General features: G+C 37.1%; 14 protein-coding genes and 1 pseudogene. All 15 read right to left on the minus strand.

The features are described from left to right. The coding region (locus tag COL05_RS20380; RefSeq protein ID WP_098669921.1) for an ABC transporter ATP-binding protein at nucleotides 1–1,430 on the minus strand (1,430 nt) is incomplete at its 3' end. Between the two features lie 203 nt (nucleotides 1,431–1,633). Continuing rightward, on the minus strand, nucleotides 1,634–2,836 hold the full coding sequence (locus COL05_RS20385; protein WP_098669922.1) for a PDZ domain-containing protein: 1,203 nt from the start codon (nucleotides 2,834–2,836) through the stop codon (nucleotides 1,634–1,636). A 159-nt stretch (nucleotides 2,837–2,995) separates the two neighbouring features. Beyond that, complete coding sequence (locus COL05_RS20390; protein ID WP_098669923.1) at nucleotides 2,996–4,432, minus strand: S41 family peptidase; 1,437 nt, start codon at nucleotides 4,430–4,432, stop codon at nucleotides 2,996–2,998. A 118-nt stretch (nucleotides 4,433–4,550) separates the two neighbouring features. Further along, the gene (gene ftsX, locus COL05_RS20395; RefSeq protein ID WP_098669924.1) at nucleotides 4,551–5,444 is read right to left on the minus strand and encodes a permease-like cell division protein FtsX; all 894 of its coding nucleotides are present in this window, start codon (nucleotides 5,442–5,444) and stop codon (nucleotides 4,551–4,553) included. Then, nucleotides 5,434–6,120: a cell division ATP-binding protein FtsE gene (gene ftsE / locus COL05_RS20400; protein ID WP_074601739.1), complete on the minus strand. Its 687-nt coding sequence runs from the start codon at nucleotides 6,118–6,120 to the stop codon at nucleotides 5,434–5,436. The genes ftsX and ftsE overlap by 11 nt, the downstream gene beginning before the upstream one ends. Before the next feature lie 279 nt (nucleotides 6,121–6,399). After that, complete coding sequence (gene cccB / locus COL05_RS20405) at nucleotides 6,400–6,723, minus strand: cytochrome c551 (protein ID WP_000727972.1); 324 nt, start codon at nucleotides 6,721–6,723, stop codon at nucleotides 6,400–6,402. A 443-nt stretch (nucleotides 6,724–7,166) separates the two neighbouring features. Next, nucleotides 7,167–8,265, minus strand: a protein-coding gene (gene prfB, locus COL05_RS20410; protein WP_098669925.1) for a peptide chain release factor 2 whose coding sequence is annotated in 2 segments (ribosomal slippage) — nucleotides 7,167–8,192 and nucleotides 8,194–8,265 — 1,098 coding nt in all. Because the reading frame shifts where the segments join, the coding sequence is not laid out codon by codon here. Between the two features lie 144 nt (nucleotides 8,266–8,409). Further along, on the minus strand, nucleotides 8,410–10,917 hold the full coding sequence (secA, locus tag COL05_RS20415; protein WP_098669926.1) for a preprotein translocase subunit SecA: 2,508 nt from the start codon (nucleotides 10,915–10,917) through the stop codon (nucleotides 8,410–8,412). Between the two features lie 275 nt (nucleotides 10,918–11,192). Then, nucleotides 11,193–11,735, minus strand: coding sequence for a ribosome hibernation-promoting factor, HPF/YfiA family (gene hpf, locus COL05_RS20425; RefSeq protein WP_098669928.1), 543 nt, complete (start codon nucleotides 11,733–11,735; stop codon nucleotides 11,193–11,195). Between the two features lie 323 nt (nucleotides 11,736–12,058). Then, nucleotides 12,059–12,256, minus strand: a complete 198-nt coding sequence (cspC, locus tag COL05_RS20430; protein WP_001990088.1) for a cold shock protein CspC — start codon at nucleotides 12,254–12,256, stop codon at nucleotides 12,059–12,061. 126 nt (nucleotides 12,257–12,382) lie between these two features. Then, complete coding sequence (locus COL05_RS20435; protein ID WP_098669929.1) at nucleotides 12,383–13,087, minus strand: ComFC family protein; 705 nt, start codon at nucleotides 13,085–13,087, stop codon at nucleotides 12,383–12,385. After that, nucleotides 13,087–14,436, minus strand: coding sequence for an ATP-dependent helicase ComFA (gene comFA / locus COL05_RS20440; protein WP_098669930.1), 1,350 nt, complete (start codon nucleotides 14,434–14,436; stop codon nucleotides 13,087–13,089). The genes COL05_RS20435 and comFA overlap by 1 nt, the downstream gene beginning before the upstream one ends. A 126-nt stretch (nucleotides 14,437–14,562) precedes the next feature. Then, nucleotides 14,563–15,991 (minus strand): annotated as a pseudogene (locus COL05_RS20445) (C40 family peptidase). Nucleotides 15,992–16,138: 147 nt separating this feature from the next. Beyond that, nucleotides 16,139–16,453: a winged helix-turn-helix transcriptional regulator gene (locus tag COL05_RS20450; RefSeq protein ID WP_000400857.1), complete on the minus strand. Its 315-nt coding sequence runs from the start codon at nucleotides 16,451–16,453 to the stop codon at nucleotides 16,139–16,141. Nucleotides 16,454–16,626: 173 nt separating this feature from the next. Then, a complete protein-coding gene (locus tag COL05_RS20460) occupies nucleotides 16,627–17,469 on the minus strand; it encodes a DegV family protein (RefSeq protein WP_098669933.1) in 843 nt (280 codons plus the stop codon). Nucleotides 17,470–17,569: the final 100 nt, after the last annotated feature.

Genomic DNA, 17,569 nt, shown 5'->3' on the forward strand with positions numbered 1-17,569 from the left:
CGCTGCTTCTGTCCACCTGAAAGTTTCACGCCGCGCTCACCGATAACAGTATCTAAACCGTCTGGTTGTGAGTAAATTAAATCTTCTAATTGCGCACGTTTTACTGCCTGCCAAATTTCAGCCTCTGATGCCTTTAAATTTCCGTAAGCGATATTTTCGCGAATCGTTCCAGAGAATAAGAACACATCTTGCTGCACGATTCCGATTTGCTTACGAAGTGACGATAACGTCATATCTTTCGTATCAATACCATCAATTTGAATGGATCCTGATGATTGTTCATAAAAACGTGGTAATAAGCTACATAACGTCGTTTTTCCAGCTCCAGATGGCCCAACAAACGCAACTGTTTCACCTGCATGTATTTTCAAACTAATGTCATTTAAAATCGGCTCTTTGTTTTCATATCCGAACGTAATGTTGTTATATTGAATATCACCATGTACATGTTTCACTTCCATCGCATCTTTAGCGTCCACAATATCTGGCTCTGTTTCAAGAAGCTCTACATATCTCTTAAAACCAGCGATTCCTTTCGGATAACTTTCGATTACCGCATTAATTTTTTCAATTGGGCGGAAGAAAATATTCGTTAATAGAACGAATCCGATAAATCCACCGTACGTTAATTCACCTTGCAACACAAACCATGTACCGCATATTAAGACGAAGAGTGTTACGAGACGCATAAGCATATAACTAATCGACGAATTTAACGCCATAATTTTATACGCCATTAATTTCGTTGTACGGAAACGAGCATTATTAACAGCAAATTGCTCTTTCTCAAACTTTTCATTTCCGAATGCTTGTACAACGCGGATACCACCAACGTTATTTTCAATACATGCATTAAAATCAGCAACATCTGAGAATAAACGTCTAAATGTACCTGTCATTTTTTTATTGAAGTACAGTGCTAACCATAATAAGAATGGAATGACGAAGAACGTTAATAGAGCTAACTTCCAGTTGATCATCATCATAAATGAAAATGCCCCAACTAAAGTCATAACGGCGATAAATAAATCCTCTGGCCCGTGGTGAGCAATTTCACCAATTTCCATTAAGTCGTTTGTAAGACGTGAAATTAAATGACCTGTTTTATTATTATCAAAAAATCTGAATGATAGCTTTTGGATGTGATCAAATAATTTCTGCCTCATATCCGTTTCAATGTTAACACCAAGCATATGTCCCCAATATGTAACAACATATTGTAAGCCCGCATTTAACATATACACTGCAAGTAAACCGAAACAAGCCCATAAAATAAGCGTCCAGTTTTGTCCTGGCAATAACTTATCAATAAATTGATTTACGATAAGCGGGAAGCCAAGTTCTAATAACCCTGCGACAACTGCGCAAGAAAAGTCGAGTATAAATAAACCTTTATACGGTTTATAGTAAGAAAAAAATTTACGTAGCATATCTTCCCTCCATTTTCTAAAATTAAAAAGACCCCCTAAATGATAACCATTATCAAATAATTATTCAAGTGATTCGACTATGAAACTAAAATAAGGTTCACGATAGTTGTCGTTTTTTACAGGAAAGTCGATATAAATTTCATTTACTATTAATCCTGTCCAAACAAAAAAGGGTATCACTACAAGGTGATACCCTACTTTTATTACATAGCTTCCGAATCCCACTCATGCTCCTGCTGAACAAACACAATACCTAATTCGTGATGTCCTCCGGCGTATAATGCCGTTTGAGCAAGGCGAAGCTCTCCATTTGTATCTAATACTTCTAATTTACAAAATGCTCCTGTCGTCTTCGTTTGAAGTGCATCATAAAATTCCTCGGCGCTTCTTGGAATGACTCCATTTACTTTCGTAATCATTTCTCCAGGTAGTAAATTCAGCTCCGCCCCAATTGTATTCGGGATTGTATCTAATACAACGAGTCCATCATTACGTGCAGCAAAGTACGCTGGTCTTGTTTCATCCGCAATTTTCTCTTGCATGGAAATTGTAAAACGTCCAAGCATTGCAACGCCCATTGCGATAATTGCAAGTACGTGCCACCAATAACTTGCGATTCCTAAAACAAGCACAAGTCCTGCTAATCCGTACACACGTCTTCCTGTAAATAATAAAGCTTCCGTCGGTTCATAACTTCTAATCCTTCTCATAAATCCAATTAAAAATGGAACGAAGAATAGAGAATATGTATCTGAACCGATTGAAACGACAGGCCACCATGAAATAAACTGCGTTACTGCGTCACCTGGTACAAGAATAAAAATAGGAACGATCCATAAACGCTTTGATTCGTGTAGGCCAATCTTTAGCCCACGCTTACCCTTCCTAATCTTCGGCGTCGAATATCCTACTGCATTTTTAGAAATCAACAAGCCCTCTACAACGAGCATAATGCCTAGCAAAATAGCAAGAGATACAATCGTACTCTCTTCACCTTCTCCAAGCTGTAAGAAGGAAACTGGTAGCTTAGAAGATAATAGAACACATACAATCGCGATACTAAACGTATAAGCTGCTGATAAATATCGATACATAGCCGTTAATCCAAATAATAACGTCCATAATAAGATGGCCCATAAGCTTGCTTTAGAAACAACAAGTCCAAGTCCAATTGTAATAATAGATACGATTAATCCGTATTTAACTCCTGCGAATAAAGATGTTCGCAGTTCAAACCAAATATCATAAACTTTAAAGGAAAAATCCTTTCGTTCTCGTAACATACGTAAGTATCCAACGAAGATACTACTTATTAAAAATACATAGACAGCAGGGTGTAAGAAAAAACGTCCAACCGCCCGCATTATTTCAAAAATCCATGCCTCCACGAATTCATTCACCACCATTTATATCATTCTTTCTTTTTATATTATCATAACTGGACAAACGTTTGTTTAACACAAAAAAATACAGGCATCAAACTGCCTGTATTTCTTTCTATCCCACTTTAATGGGCANNATAATCAGTGGGGGATGAAGAACCCCCCACTGATTAAAATTTCACTTTATTTCGCTATTAATTTTAATGCTGACTGTAATTGTAGATCATTTTCTCCAGAACGGATTTTTTCAATAATTTTCGTTTGAATCGCTTCAGCTGTCTTTTTATCAAGCTGTCCTGTCGCTTCCATCTTATTCGCATTTTGGAATGCTTTCAGCGCTGATTCTGTCTCTTTACTAAAGTATCCATCTTCACGTCCTGGTACATATCCTAAACTTTTAAGCATTTCTTGCGCGTGTTTTACTTGTACATCATTTGAATTGTATGAAAGTGTCTTTTCAATTTGAATTGGTGTCGCATGATAATAATCTGGTTGCTTCACTTCTACTGTTGGCGCAATTCCTTTTTTATGAATCCAGTTTCCATCCGGTGTTAACCATTTAAACATCGTTAATTTAATGTTGCTGCCATCTTTAAATGGAACGGCTTGCTGAACAGTACCTTTACCAAACGTTTTTTCACCAACTAAATCGTATCCTTCTCCCTCTTTTAGCGCACCCGCTAAAATCTCTGAAGCAGAAGCACTTCCATTATCAATTAATACTGAAATTGGATATGGCTTTCTCTCTTTCAGTTCAGTAGAGAATTTCTTCTTCTCACCATTTCGCTCTTCTACTTGTAGCATCGGCTTTTTATCCGTCATAATTTCCCCTAGTATCTCTTCTACACTATTTAAGTAGCCACCAGGATTACCACGTACATCAATCACTAAGCCTTTTATGTTTTTCTTCTCTAACTCTTTTAACTGATCCTTAAATTCTTTCGCCGTATTTTCAGCAAAAGAAGTGATTTGCATATAACCGATATCTTTTCCGCTCTCTTGTTTCACAGAGCTAAACACTGTGAAAATCGGAATTTTTTCACGCTTAATTTTAAACACAATCGGATCAGCTACTCCTGCACGTTTAATTTCAATCGCGACACTCGTTCCTTTTTTACCACGAATCTTTAATACTGCTTCTTCACGTGATAAATCTTTCACACTATTTCCATCTACAGATAAAATTTGGTCATTCGGTTTAATTCCAATCTTTTCTGCCGGTGAGCCTTTAATTGGAGATACGATAATAAGCTTACCGTCCGTTTTGTTCACCTCAGCCCCGATCCCTTCTAACTCAGGATCAAGCGATTCACTAAACTGTTTCGCCGTTTCTTTATCCATATACGTGGAATAAGGGTCCTTCAGCGTAGACAACATGCCTTGTATCGCACCTTCGACTAATTTTTCATCTTTCACGTCTTCCACATAACGTGAATCAATTAGTGCATACGCCTCATTAATTTTTGCCAAATTCCCTTGTGCAGTGCTAGCGTTTCCACTCGAAATTGTTTGCGTTACTTCTGCTGGGTTAACCCCAAATAAAGACATACCTGCAAACATTCCGCCAGCACCAATTAAAAATGCAACAACCATTCCAATAATTGCAACTCTACGTTTCAATGCGGAATTCCCCTTTCCAAAACACACAGGTGGTGTAGCAAAAGGCATCACACAGTGTGTGATGCCTTTACATATTTCTACTATATGATAAGCTTGTACGAATTATGTTTGCAACTTTTTATACTTTTAAGAAGCGACGAATTGACATTACACTTCCCCACATACCGATTAAAGCCCCGATTAACACTAGTAAACCAGCTAATTGGAATACGAAAGGACTGTATGGTAGAAGTTCGAAAATTGTTCCGCCAAGTTTCTCGTTAAACACACCTTGTAGTGAATTATACGTAACTAGAATTAAACCAATTGGAATAATTGATCCTAATACTCCTAAGAATAATCCTTCTAATAAGAATGGCCAACGAATAAACCAGTTTGTCGCACCTACAAGTTTCATAATTTCGATTTCTGTACTACGAGCATAAATTGTAATTTTAATTGTATTAGAGATTAAGAACATCGCTGTGAATAAAAGACCAGCAATTAACACAATCCCGATGTTACGACCCGTTTTTACAGTATCAAATAATCGTTCAACTTGACCTTTTCCGTACTGAACATTACTTACAAACTGCATTTTTTCAATCTTTTTCGCGATTGTCGCTGTATCTGTTGGTTCTTTTGCTTTTACAACGAATACGTTTTTAAGTGGGTTATCCTGCTCAAATAACTCAAACGTTTTTCCGCTATCGCCTAAGCTTTTAATTAAACGTTTTAACTCGTCTTCTTTAGAAGAATATTTAATAGAGTCTACTTTTGCAATCTTACTCATATCTTCTTCTAATTTCTTTTGATCAGCTTCTTTTGCTGCTGGATCAATGTGTACACGAATCTCTACATCTTGCTCTACTTTCGTCGCAAAATGGTTCATATTCATAATTGCTGTTAAAAAGACACCTACAAGTAATAATGTAACTGTTACCGCACTAACAGAAGCAAACGTCATCCATCCGTTACGTGATAGATTCTTTACACCTTCTCGCAAATGTCGACTAAGGGTCTTAGCCTTCATATCCGTATCCTCCCTCAATCTCATCTCGAACAATTTTTCCGCCTTCAATCGCGATTACACGATGACGGATTGTATTTACGATATCTGCGTTATGTGTCGCCATAACAATCGTTGTACCACGCTCATTAATGCGCTTGAAAATCTTCATAATATCAAGAGCTGTTTCAATATCTAAGTTACCTGTTGGCTCATCGGCAATTACAACCTTTGGTCTATTAACAATTGCTCTCGCAATCGCAACACGTTGCTGCTCTCCGCCTGAAAGTTCACTTGGAAGAGCGTCTGCACGATCTTCAAGACCTACAAGACCTAAAACTTCTGTTACACGCTCACGAATTGCATCTGGCTCTTCTTCAATTACCTCTAAGGCAAACGCAACATTCTCATATACCGTTAATTTAGGTAGTAATTTAAAGTCTTGGAAAATTACGCCTAATTGACGACGGAAATATGGAACGTCTCTTTCTGCTAATGACTCGATAGTAAGACCATTTACATTAATAGATCCTGTAGATGGCTTCTCTTCACGATACATCATTTTAATAAATGTAGATTTCCCGGCTCCACTCGGTCCAACTACGTATACAAACTCACCTTGTTTAATGTTAACTGTAAGACCAGCAATGGCTTTCATACCATTCGGGTACTCCTTATAAACATTCGTCATTTTTATCATTATTTATCACCCAATACTTAATGATTTTTTCGAAATACTTTTCTGTACATCTGAAAATAAAATCTTTATTCTCACTTAACTACTCTTGTTGAAGGTAGCTTCCATTCATGCTTTTTATTAGCAGCGCTACTCTATGTAATATATTTCAGCAAAATTCTACAAACCTCATTGTAACATCAAACGGTTTCCAATTCGGATACATTTTTGTTACAGTTATGTTACATTCCACAAAAAGGAAAACGAGTTGGCTATATAACCAACTCGTCTATTTTACTCTCTTTATTTATGTTCAGCTAACCACTCAGCTACTTTTTTTGCATCCTCACCTTGAATAAGTCCTGGTGACATGGAACCGCGACCTTTTTTAATAATTTCTTCGATATCTGCAGCATCGTACTTACCGCCTACTTTTCTTAAGTCAGGTCCAGTTGCACCTGATAAATCTGTTGCGTGACATCCAGCACAACTTCTTTGGAAAATTTGTTCTGCACTGTCTGTACTTGCAGACTGGTTCGAAGACTTACTCTCTTCTTTATTTCCACACGCTCCTAAAGCAAAAACGACTGATGTTCCTAGTGCAATAGCCAACAATTTCTTTTTCACTTCTATCGCTCCCCATTGTTGATATTCTTTTCATTCCTAACACACTCATTTTCATTATAAGCATTATCTTCATATAGAAAAACTAAGGTATATTTCATATTCTTCAAAAATACCGTGAGAACCCCAATGATATAAAGCTTTTATAAGTTGTTTCAATTCTGTGAACAACTTATAAACTTCTATAAAGAATCCTTTTTGAACAGGAAATTAAAAAAGTTCTGTATAAAGTCTTACTCTATTGCCGCTCTGTTTTACTATTCTCTACTTTTTACAAAACAATATACAACATTGTATGCTACATATAATCCCATCAAAAAGAGAAGTTGTCGTTTCCAACTTCTCTTCCTCTTTCGTTCATCCATATAGATAAAATAACACTCTTTATATCCTCTATATCCTCAACATACGCCAACAATTTTGTTGGTCTTTTTTCATTTAGCTTATTAGATGCGAGAACGTAAGTAAGCATCAATAAATGGATCAATTTCTCCATCCATAACTGCTTGTACGTTACCAACCTCTGTATTTGTACGATGGTCTTTCACAAGAGAATATGGGTGGAATACGTAAGAACGAATTTGGCTACCCCATCCGATTTCTTTTTGTTCACCGCGAATCTCATCTAACTCCGCTTGTTGCTCTTCTAGTTTCTTTTGATATAACTTCGCTTTTAACATCTTCATCGCATGCTCACGGTTTTTTATTTGAGAACGCTCTGACTGACACGTTACAACCGTATTTGTCGGTGTATGCGTAATACGAACTGCCGAATCTGTCGTATTAACGTGCTGTCCACCCGCTCCACTTGCACGATACGTATCAATTTTCAAGTCTTCTGTACGTACTTCAATTTCAACTTCATCATTGAATTCAGGTACAACTTCACAAGATACGAATGATGTATGACGACGGCCTGAAGAATCGAATGGTGAAATACGCACAAGACGATGTACACCTTTCTCTGCCTTTAAGTAACCGTAAGCGTTATGGCCTTTAATTAATAAAGTAACACTCTTAATACCCGCTTCATCACCTGGTAAATAGTCAACCGTTTCTACTTTAAATCCACGCTTTTCAGCCCAACGTGTGTACATACGTAGCAACATAGAACCCCAGTCTTGTGACTCTGTCCCACCAGCACCTGGGTGCAATTCTAAAATCGCGTTATTTTTATCATAAGGGTCGCTTAGTAATAATTGCAGCTCATACTCATTCATTTCTTGAATTAAGCCTTTTACTTCTGATTCCAGCTCCTCATGTAAATCTTTATCATACTCTTCTTTTAAAAGCTCATGCGTGATTTCTAAATTTTCGAACGTCTCGTCTAACTGACGGAACTTTCCAACCATATCTTTCAGTGCATTCGCTTCGTTAATGACAGCTTGTGCGCCTTGTTGATCATCCCAAAACCCCGCACCCATCATTTTCTCTTCTAATTCTGCAATTTGTTTCTCCTTAGTAGGAAGGTCAAAGAGACCCCCTAAAAGCCGCTAATCTCTTAGCCATTTTCTCTAATTCTTGTCTAATTTCTACTAATTCCATTTCCTTCACCTCTATGTAATTGCTGTTACTTTCGTATGAAAACAAGGGAAACTCTCTCCACTTATGACGGAGAGAGTTTAATCCTTCTTAATTATACATTTTTGATGTAAAACTTTGCAAAGTAGCCTGGGCTAATGCCTTGTATTACTTCCCAATACCACAGCAGTTTTTATATTTTTTACCGCTACCACATTTACATAAATCGTTACGGCCTACTTGGTCACCTTTTACAACTGGCTTTTTCTTCGCTTCTTCGCCATCGCTAGATGGGTGAACAGCTTCACCTTGAACAACTTCTTGACGCTCTAGGTTTTGTTCAATTTCAGCTTTCATAATGTAACGAGAAATTTCTTCTTCAATAGAAGCAATCATTGATTCGAACATTGCGAACCCTTCCATTTGATACTCACGAAGTGGATCAATTTGACCGTAAGCACGTAAATGAATACCTTCACGAAGGTGATCCATCGCATCAATATGCTCTGTCCATTTCGTATCTACAACACGGAATACAACAACTTTTTCAAACTCACGCATTTGCTCTTCTGGCATAAGCTTTTCTTTTTCGTTGTAACGCTCTATTAATTTCGCGATAATTGGCTCGCTCATTTCCTCCGGAGCAAGGCGACGTAATTCTTCTTCTTTTACATCTCCTTCTTGCAGAAGATTTGTATTTAAGTAGTCAACAAGACCTTTAATATTCCAATCTTCTTCAATTTCCTCTTGTGTATGAAGTGCAACTGCACGCTCTACTGTAGATTTCATCATACCTTCAATAATATCGCGTAAGTTCTCAGACTCCATTACCTCTTGGCGCTGCTTGTAAATAACTTCACGTTGCTGACGAAGTACATCATCGTATTGTAGTAACTGCTTACGTGCATCATAGTTATTTCCTTCTACACGTTTTTGCGCAGATTCTACTGCACGAGAAACCATTTTACTTTCAATTGGCTGAGAATCATCCATGCCAAGACGATCCATCATTGCTTTCATATTGTCAGAACCGAAGCGGCGCATTAGTTCATCTTCCATTGATAAGTAGAACTGCGTAACACCAGGGTCTCCTTGACGACCAGCACGACCACGTAACTGATTATCAATACGACGACTTTCGTGACGTTCTGTACCGATAACTGCTAAACCAATGTTTTTAATATCGTCCCCAAGCTTAATATCCGTACCACGACCCGCCATGTTCGTCGCGATCGTTACAGCACCTTTCAGACCAGCTTCTGCAATGATATCTGCTTCACGCGCATGGTTTTTCGCATTTAAGATGTTATGACGTACGCCTTTACGTGTTAACATTTTTGAAATAAGTTCTGACGTTTCAATCGCAACTGTACCAACAAGAACAGGTTGTCCTTGTTTATGACGATTTACAATATCCTCGACAACAGCATTAAATTTACCTTCCATTGATTTGAAGATTAAATCAGCACGATCATCACGAATAATCGGTTTGTTTGTTGGAATTACAATAACGTTCATATTGTAAATGTTACGGAATTCCTCTTCCTCTGTTTTCGCTGTACCAGTCATACCAGATAACTTTTCATACATACGGAAATAGTTCTGGAATGTAATTGTCGCAAGCGTCATACTTTCATTTTGAATTTCTACGCCTTCTTTTGCCTCGATAGCTTGGTGTAACCCTTCGCTATAACGACGACCTTTCATAAGACGACCAGTAAATTGGTCTACAATTACGATTTCGCCCTCTTGTACAACATAATCTGTATCACGGTGCATAACAACGTGCGCACGAAGTGCCTGATTAATATGGTGAAGAAGCGCTACATGTTTTAAGTCGAATAAGTTTTCAATATGGAAAGCTTTCTCGGCTTTCGTAATACCATCTTCTGTTAACATTACATTTTTCGTTTTCACATCAAATGAATATTCTTTTTCATTTTCTAACGTACGAACAAATGCATTTGCAAACATGTATAGCTCTGTTGATTTTTGAGCTTGTCCAGAAATAATAAGCGGCGTACGCGCTTCATCAACTAAGATAGAATCGACTTCATCGATAATAGCAAAGTGAAGTGGGCGTTGAACGCACTGCTCTTTATATAAAACCATGTTGTCACGTAAGTAATCGAATCCAAGCTCATTATTTGTGCTATACGTAATATCAGCAGCATAAGCCTCTTGTTTTTCTTCGCGTGACATACTGTTTAAGTTAATTCCTACTGTTAAGCCTAGGAACTCATGAAGTTGTCCCATTTCGTTCGCATCACGTTGTGCTAAGTATTCGTTGACTGTAACAACGTGAACACCTTTTCCTGTTAAAGCATTTAAATATACAGGCAATGTAGATGTTAACGTTTTACCTTCACCCGTTTTCATCTCAGAGATATTCCCTTCATGTAAGGCAATACCACCCATTAACTGTACGCCATACGGACGCATTCCGAGAACACGAGTCGCAGCTTCACGAACAACCGCAAAAGCTTCAGGTAGTAGATCATCTACTGTTTCACCTTTTGTTAGACGTTCTTTAAATTCAAGCGTCTTCCCTTTTAATTGTTCATCAGTTAATGGCTTAATAGATGGCTCTAGTGCATCAATTTGCTCAACTGTCTTCTGCATACGTTTAATTTGGCGTTGATTTACATCAAACACCTTTTTTAAAATACCGATCATAGGAAATACGCTCCTCTTTTTATTAAAATAAAACTTCCGATTGTTTTTTCTTTTTCTCTATTACAATCAGTCGTTATAAAAATCAAATGTATGTTATGCCAATTTTTCTCCTAATTAAAAAAACTAAAATGTATATACCTAATGATAATTGTAACACTTGTCTTATAACTATGACAACAATCGGCCGAATGTCTCGTTCTAAATTAAGAAAACTTTTTGTAGAAATCTATTTTCAGCAAAAAAAGCGCAGCCATTTCGGCTGCGCTTTTGAATTATTATTTAGTTTCGATCAAACCATATTTCCCATCTTTACGGCCATATACAACGTTAGTTTCGTTTGTATCAGCATTTGTGAAGACGAAGAAATTATGTCCTAGCATATCCATTTGTAGAATTGCTTCTTCAACGTCCATCGGTTTTAAATCGAATCGTTTTGTACGTACAAGTTCTAATTCATCCTCTTCTACCTCATCCAGAACAGCTACTGCCTCTGGAAGAATAAAGTTCGTTTTCACAGAACCTTTCTCACGTAACTTACGATTTACTTTTGTTTTATGTTTACGAATTTGTCGCTCAAGTTTATCAACTACTAAATCGATAGCAGCGTACATATCGCTATTAGTTTCTTCTGCACGAAGTAATAAATCAGTAAATGGAATTGTTACCTCGACACGTTGCTTGTCAGAGTATACTTTTAAATTAACTTTAATCTCTGGGAATGTATCAAAATAACGCTCTAACTTACCTAGTTTTTTCTCTACATATTCCTTTAATGCTGGAGTTACTTCAATATTTTCACCACGAATGTTGAATTTCATAGATGAATTCCTCCTTTCAAGCCTATGTACTATAATTTCGACACCGGCTTAAAAACTCCTTCTAACTTTTTTAAAAAAATTAGTGGAATTGCGATTTTTTTATCGTTTTTTGTTGAAATGAAAAGATGCATCGTTTCTATCTTTATTTTATCCTATTAACATCGTGAATAACGAATATAACTGTGGACAATTCGTTACAGAAAAGAAACAACTTTTTGACAACTTAACTCATAACAAAAAACCCCTTGTAACAAACAAGAGGTTCTACTACATATATATAACGTTGCCACAAACGCAGCTTTCTCTCCCCAAAAACAACATTCCTACAGTTTTACAACATTAGCTGCTTGCGGTCCACGTGCGCCATCTACAATGTCAAACTCAACTTGTTGCCCTTCTTCTAATGACTTATATCCATCTTGTTGAATCGCAGAAAAATGAACAAACACATCATCACCGTCTTCACGCTCAATAAACCCAAATCCCTTTTCTGCATTGAACCATTTTACTCTTCCTTGCATGTTCATTCCATTCCCTTCACTCTAAAAATCAGGGCATTTGCCCCACAATTTCACTATAACGAATGACAACTTACGAAGTCAAAGAAGACTTATCGTCTTTTTATTATCTCTTTCGACAGTTACAAATCAACTTCTACAGAGCGTCAAACTTGAAACTTCTCTAGCTCCTCTATCGTATAAAAGACTTCCAATTTGTCTCACTGTAATTCCTGTCGTATATACATCATCGACGAGTAAAATGTGTTGACCATGAAACATCTCTTCTTCCTGAAAATAAAAAGGATTACTTCCCGAAAGCCTTTCTTTACGTGTCTTCTTACTTTGCTTTTCTGTTTCTCTTCTTCTTAATGATGAATAAGACATGTTGACAGGTAAACAAGTTGCTAATAACTCTGCTTGATTAAAACCACGTTCATATTCCCGCTCCCTACTAAGCGGAACAGCAATAACAGTTGAAACGTCCGTAAAATACTTTTGAAATAGTTCCCGAAAAGATCGATGAAAGATATGAACTAACTCCGCATCTCCCCGAAACTTAAACTGTGCTACTATTTCTTTCATCTCATCATTGTACATGTGCAAAGAACGATTTTTAAAAGGACGATACTTCTCCTCATTTATCCACCTTACACAATCCATACAAATATCATTTTCTTTATATACGGAAGGCAAGTCTTCTAAAGGTCGCCCACACTCTATGCAAATCTTCCCTATAATATAGGAAAGTTTCCGCTCACACCTATTACATATATATTTTTTATGGGACTTTACAAAAAAGGTGTACCAACTAACTGTTTCCAATATATACTCATCACAAAGTAAACAATGCATTAGTCAATCAATCCTTGTTCCTTCGCATTTTTGTTCATACTTTGAATATGTTTTTTCGCCCGTACCATCGACTCTGTCTTACCGTAATGAAAATACATAACCTCGCCATATGGCTCTTCAAAACTACGACCCGCTCGGCCTGCAATTTGTACGAGCGCACTCTCTGAAAAAATTTCTTCTTCTGCCCCTAGCACCGCCACTTGTAAGTTCTTCACAGTTACCCCTCTTTCTAAAATTGTCGTTGTAACTAATAACGGAATGTCTCCCTTTCTGAAGGATGTCACTTTTTCTTTTCTCATCGGATCTTCTGCATGTACGCCATCGATTCGATTATCCAATCCTTTCAATAACAGACTTACATCTTCTATATATCGCACATGAGGAACAAATAAAAAAATAGGATACTTTTTGTTTAAGTTCATTTTTAACCATTGTAGTAACACGCGAGGAATTTTTTTATGATGGAGACTTTTCTTCCAATTTCCGCACCAGCTAAATAGAGGAACTGGTAACGGATGACGATGGTATCGTCCCGAAACAATGATACCTTTTTGTTTCCCCCTTCTGAAATTGCGCTTCCACTTTTCATCAGGGGTTGCTGTTAAATAAATACGCGCCGCTTTCTCTTTCATCGCTTGTTTCACTGCATACTGCAACATTTGATCCGCATGATAGGGGAAGGCATCAATCTCATCTACAATCATGACATGAAATGCTCTATAGTAACGTAACAGTTGATGAGTCGTTGCAACGACTAACGTTGCATCTTTTTCACGATCTACACTCCCTCCGTATAAAGCAGCTACATTTATACTAGGAAACACTTCTTGTAATCTCGGTGCTAATTCCAGTACAACGTCTGTTCTTGGCGTTGCAATACAAACCCTTTCTCCTTTTTGAAGCGCCTCTGCAATACCGTAAAATAACATTTCTGTTTTCCCAGCGCCGCATACAGCCCAAATAAAAAAAGATTCTTTCTGCTTAATAGCTTCTATAACACCTTTCGCCGCCAACTCCTGACCAATAGATAAAGTTCCATTCCACTGTAACGGATTTGCCCCCCTTTCTCCGTTTCTTTCACGAATCCCGCGAACGAGTACAGCACATTCACTAACTCTCCCCATCGTTATACACTTCCGGCAATACGTACATACTCTCCTGCACCTTTTACATAAAAATGATGCAAAGAGTCGTTGCTCTATATTTCCGCAGCGCTGACATGTATATCTAGAAGCATTCTTCATTACACCTTGTACACATACGACCTCTCCCTTCTTTTCCATATCACTTAATTCTCTCCGTAAATCTGAAGAGAGTTCTTCTAATAGTAATTGCTTTCCAGCAAGCATTAGCACTCACCTCCAGCATTACTATAAACCTTGCTTATAATCTCGTAAAAACGCAAAAAGCCGATAACCTACTTATAAAATAGTAAGCTATCGACTTTATACACATGTTTTATTCGTTTATAAATCCTAGAATCGACCGTATCCTAAGAAATGTTTTTGGTTGTAGCTACTGCTTAAGCTAGCGTAAGCAATCCCTTTATCACCAGCATGAATCATTTGGCCATTACCAACGTAAATACCGATGTGAGATGGACCTGGTTTATAAGTACCTTGGAAGAAAACTAAATCTCCAGGTTGTGGGCTACTTACTTTAGAAACTGAGTTCCAGTAACCTGCAACGTCTTGACGTCCTACACCATAGATGTAAGAAATGAATCCACTACAGTCAAAACCACCGTTTGATGGAGATGCACTTCCCCAAACATACGGTAAGCCTAAGTAACCTTGCGCTTTACCAATTACGCCACCCGCATTTGAAGCTGGTGCTGGCTCTGGTTTTTTCGTTTCTTGCTTAGGTGCTTCTTTTTTAGGCTCTTCTTTTTTAGGTTCTTCCTTTTTAGGCTCTTCTTTCTGAGCTTGTCCACCGTTGTTTGCTGGTGCTGCAGGTGCAGCTTGCTCTGCTGGTGCTGGCTGAGCTTGCGCAGCTTTAGCCGCTTGCTCTGCTTGCTTTTGAGCAGCAGCTTCTTGCGCAGCTTTTTCTTGCGCTTCTTGTTCAGCAATACGTTGTAATTGTAACGCTTGCTTCTCAAGATCTTTCAATTGATCTTCCGTACTTGTCATAGAAGTTACAACTGTATCCATTTTACCGCTTAAATCGTTTACTGCCGCTGCTTTTTTCTCTTTTTCAGCGTCAAGTTCTTTCTTAGCAGTTTCAATTTGAGCTTGTGCTTCTTTTAATTCTTTTTGCTTTGTTTTTACCGTTTCAACATCTTTTTTCACGTTCGCTTGATCTTCTTGTTGTGTTTTCATGATATCTTCGTCAGACTCAAGAATTTTAGAAACAGAAGTTAAGCGATCAACTAAATCTGCAACGTTTTTAGAGTTTACAAGAACTTCTGTTACAACATTTGTGTTTGGTTGCTCTTGAAGTGCAACTAAACGTTTTCTTAATAACTCTTCACGTTTTGCAATTTTCGTTTGTAATTCTGCAATATCTTTATTTTTCTTTTCGATTAATTGCTCCGTATCAGCAACTTTTTTCATCGTTTCATCAAGCTTTGAAGCATTCTCTTGAACAGACTTATCCAAACCTTGAATTGTTTTGTTTAAGTCATTCATTTGTTTTTGTAATTCATCACGTTCTTGTTGTTGTTTATGTAAAGTATCATTTTGTGTGTTAATTTGTGATTTCACGTCAGCAATTTTATCTTCTGCAAATACATTTGGTGTTAGCCCTGAAAACATTAACCCTGCAACTAATGCGCAAGATGCCATTTTTAGCTTTTTCATTGTATTTTTTACACCGCTTTCTTTTTTTCTTTTTCCGTATATAACCTATAAAATTTATACCATAATTCGGGATTTTTTTTGCTAATGTTACGCTTTTGTAAAACAAATGTAATATTATATGTAACACTATCGCAAAATATGCATATTTTTGTATGTATGTGTAGAATTTTAAATACTTTTTATAAGCAAAGAAAAAAACGCAAGGTTTCCCTTACGTTTTATTAAATGTACTAAGACGAATGAAATCAAAACGTTATTTCATCCATTTTTCAGCCCAATTTTGGACTTCATCCATAACACTTTCTAATGCTTTCCCTTTATCAGTTAAGCCGTACTCGATTCGAACTGGTACTTCTGGATAAACATTACGAACTACAATGCCTTCGCTTTCCAATTCCTTTAAACGCTCTGACAACATGCGATCGCTCATATTCGGTATAATATCTGCGATTTCTCTAAAACGTTTTGACTCTTCAAGCAAAGATTTAATAATTAAGCCAGTCCATTTCTTACTAAGCAAAGTAAAAGCTGACTCAAACTTTGGACATAAACAAGAATTATGCTCCATATGTTTCACCTCTCTTCCATTATAATATAGTTTCTTGTAAAAAGTAAGTTATAAAACTTTCCTCGTTATTTTATTTTACGTACATTTTACCATTTCCAAATATTAACTTGTCAACTACACGTAAAATATCCGTAAAAAAACCCTCTTCAAAAAGAGAGCTTTTTATATCTTTATTACTTCGTATACCATCCAAGACCTAATGCACCTTCACCTAAATGCGTACCAATTACAGCACCAAAATAACCTATACGGATTGTGACATGAGGATATTTTGCTTCTAATTCAGCCTTCCATTCATTCGCTTCCTCTTCACGTTGTGCATGAATGATAACTGCTTCCATAGGTACACCTTTACTTGCTTGCTCATCAAAAATTTCAACGATACGTTTTAATGCTTTTTTACGCGTACGAATCTTTTCAAACGGAATAATGATTTTATCTCTAAAATATAAAACGGGCTTCACTTGTAACAAACTACCGATGAAAGCTTGGGCACTATTTAATCTTCCTCCACGTTGTAAATGGTGTAAATCATCTACTACAAAATAAGCGTCCATCGTTTGTTTCATTTCGTCAAAACGGGCGATAATCTCTTTCGGATCCTTTCCTTCGCTCGCTAGCCTTGCACCCTCACGCACATAGAATCCTTGTACTTCACAACTAATTTCAGAGTCGTACGTATATACATCAATTCCCTCTACCATCTGTCCCGCTGTCGTTGAAGTTTGATATGTACCACTAATTCCACTTGAAAGATGGATGCTAATAACCGCATCATAATCCTTAGATAATTCTTCATATAGCTCAACAAACTTTCCGATTGCTGGTTGAGAAGTTTTCGGAAGTTCTTCTTGCTCACGTACTTTTACATAAAAATCATCTGCTGAAATTTCAGCTTCTTCTTGATAAGATTCCGTTCCAAACACAACGTTTAATGGAATCATATATATATTGAGTTCATCACGAATATGCTTCGGTATATATGCTGTACTATCAGTAACAATAGCTGTTTTCATTTTCGTACCTGCCTTATAAAAAAGTTTTTATTTCCTAATTTTACACGAAAACTAAAAATGGTGCATCCATACATGAAAATACCGGCTTGAAATTATACTC

It is taken from the genome of Bacillus sp. AFS059628 (assembly GCF_002571225.1).
GTDB lineage: Bacteria > Bacillota > Bacilli > Bacillales > Bacillaceae_G > Bacillus_A.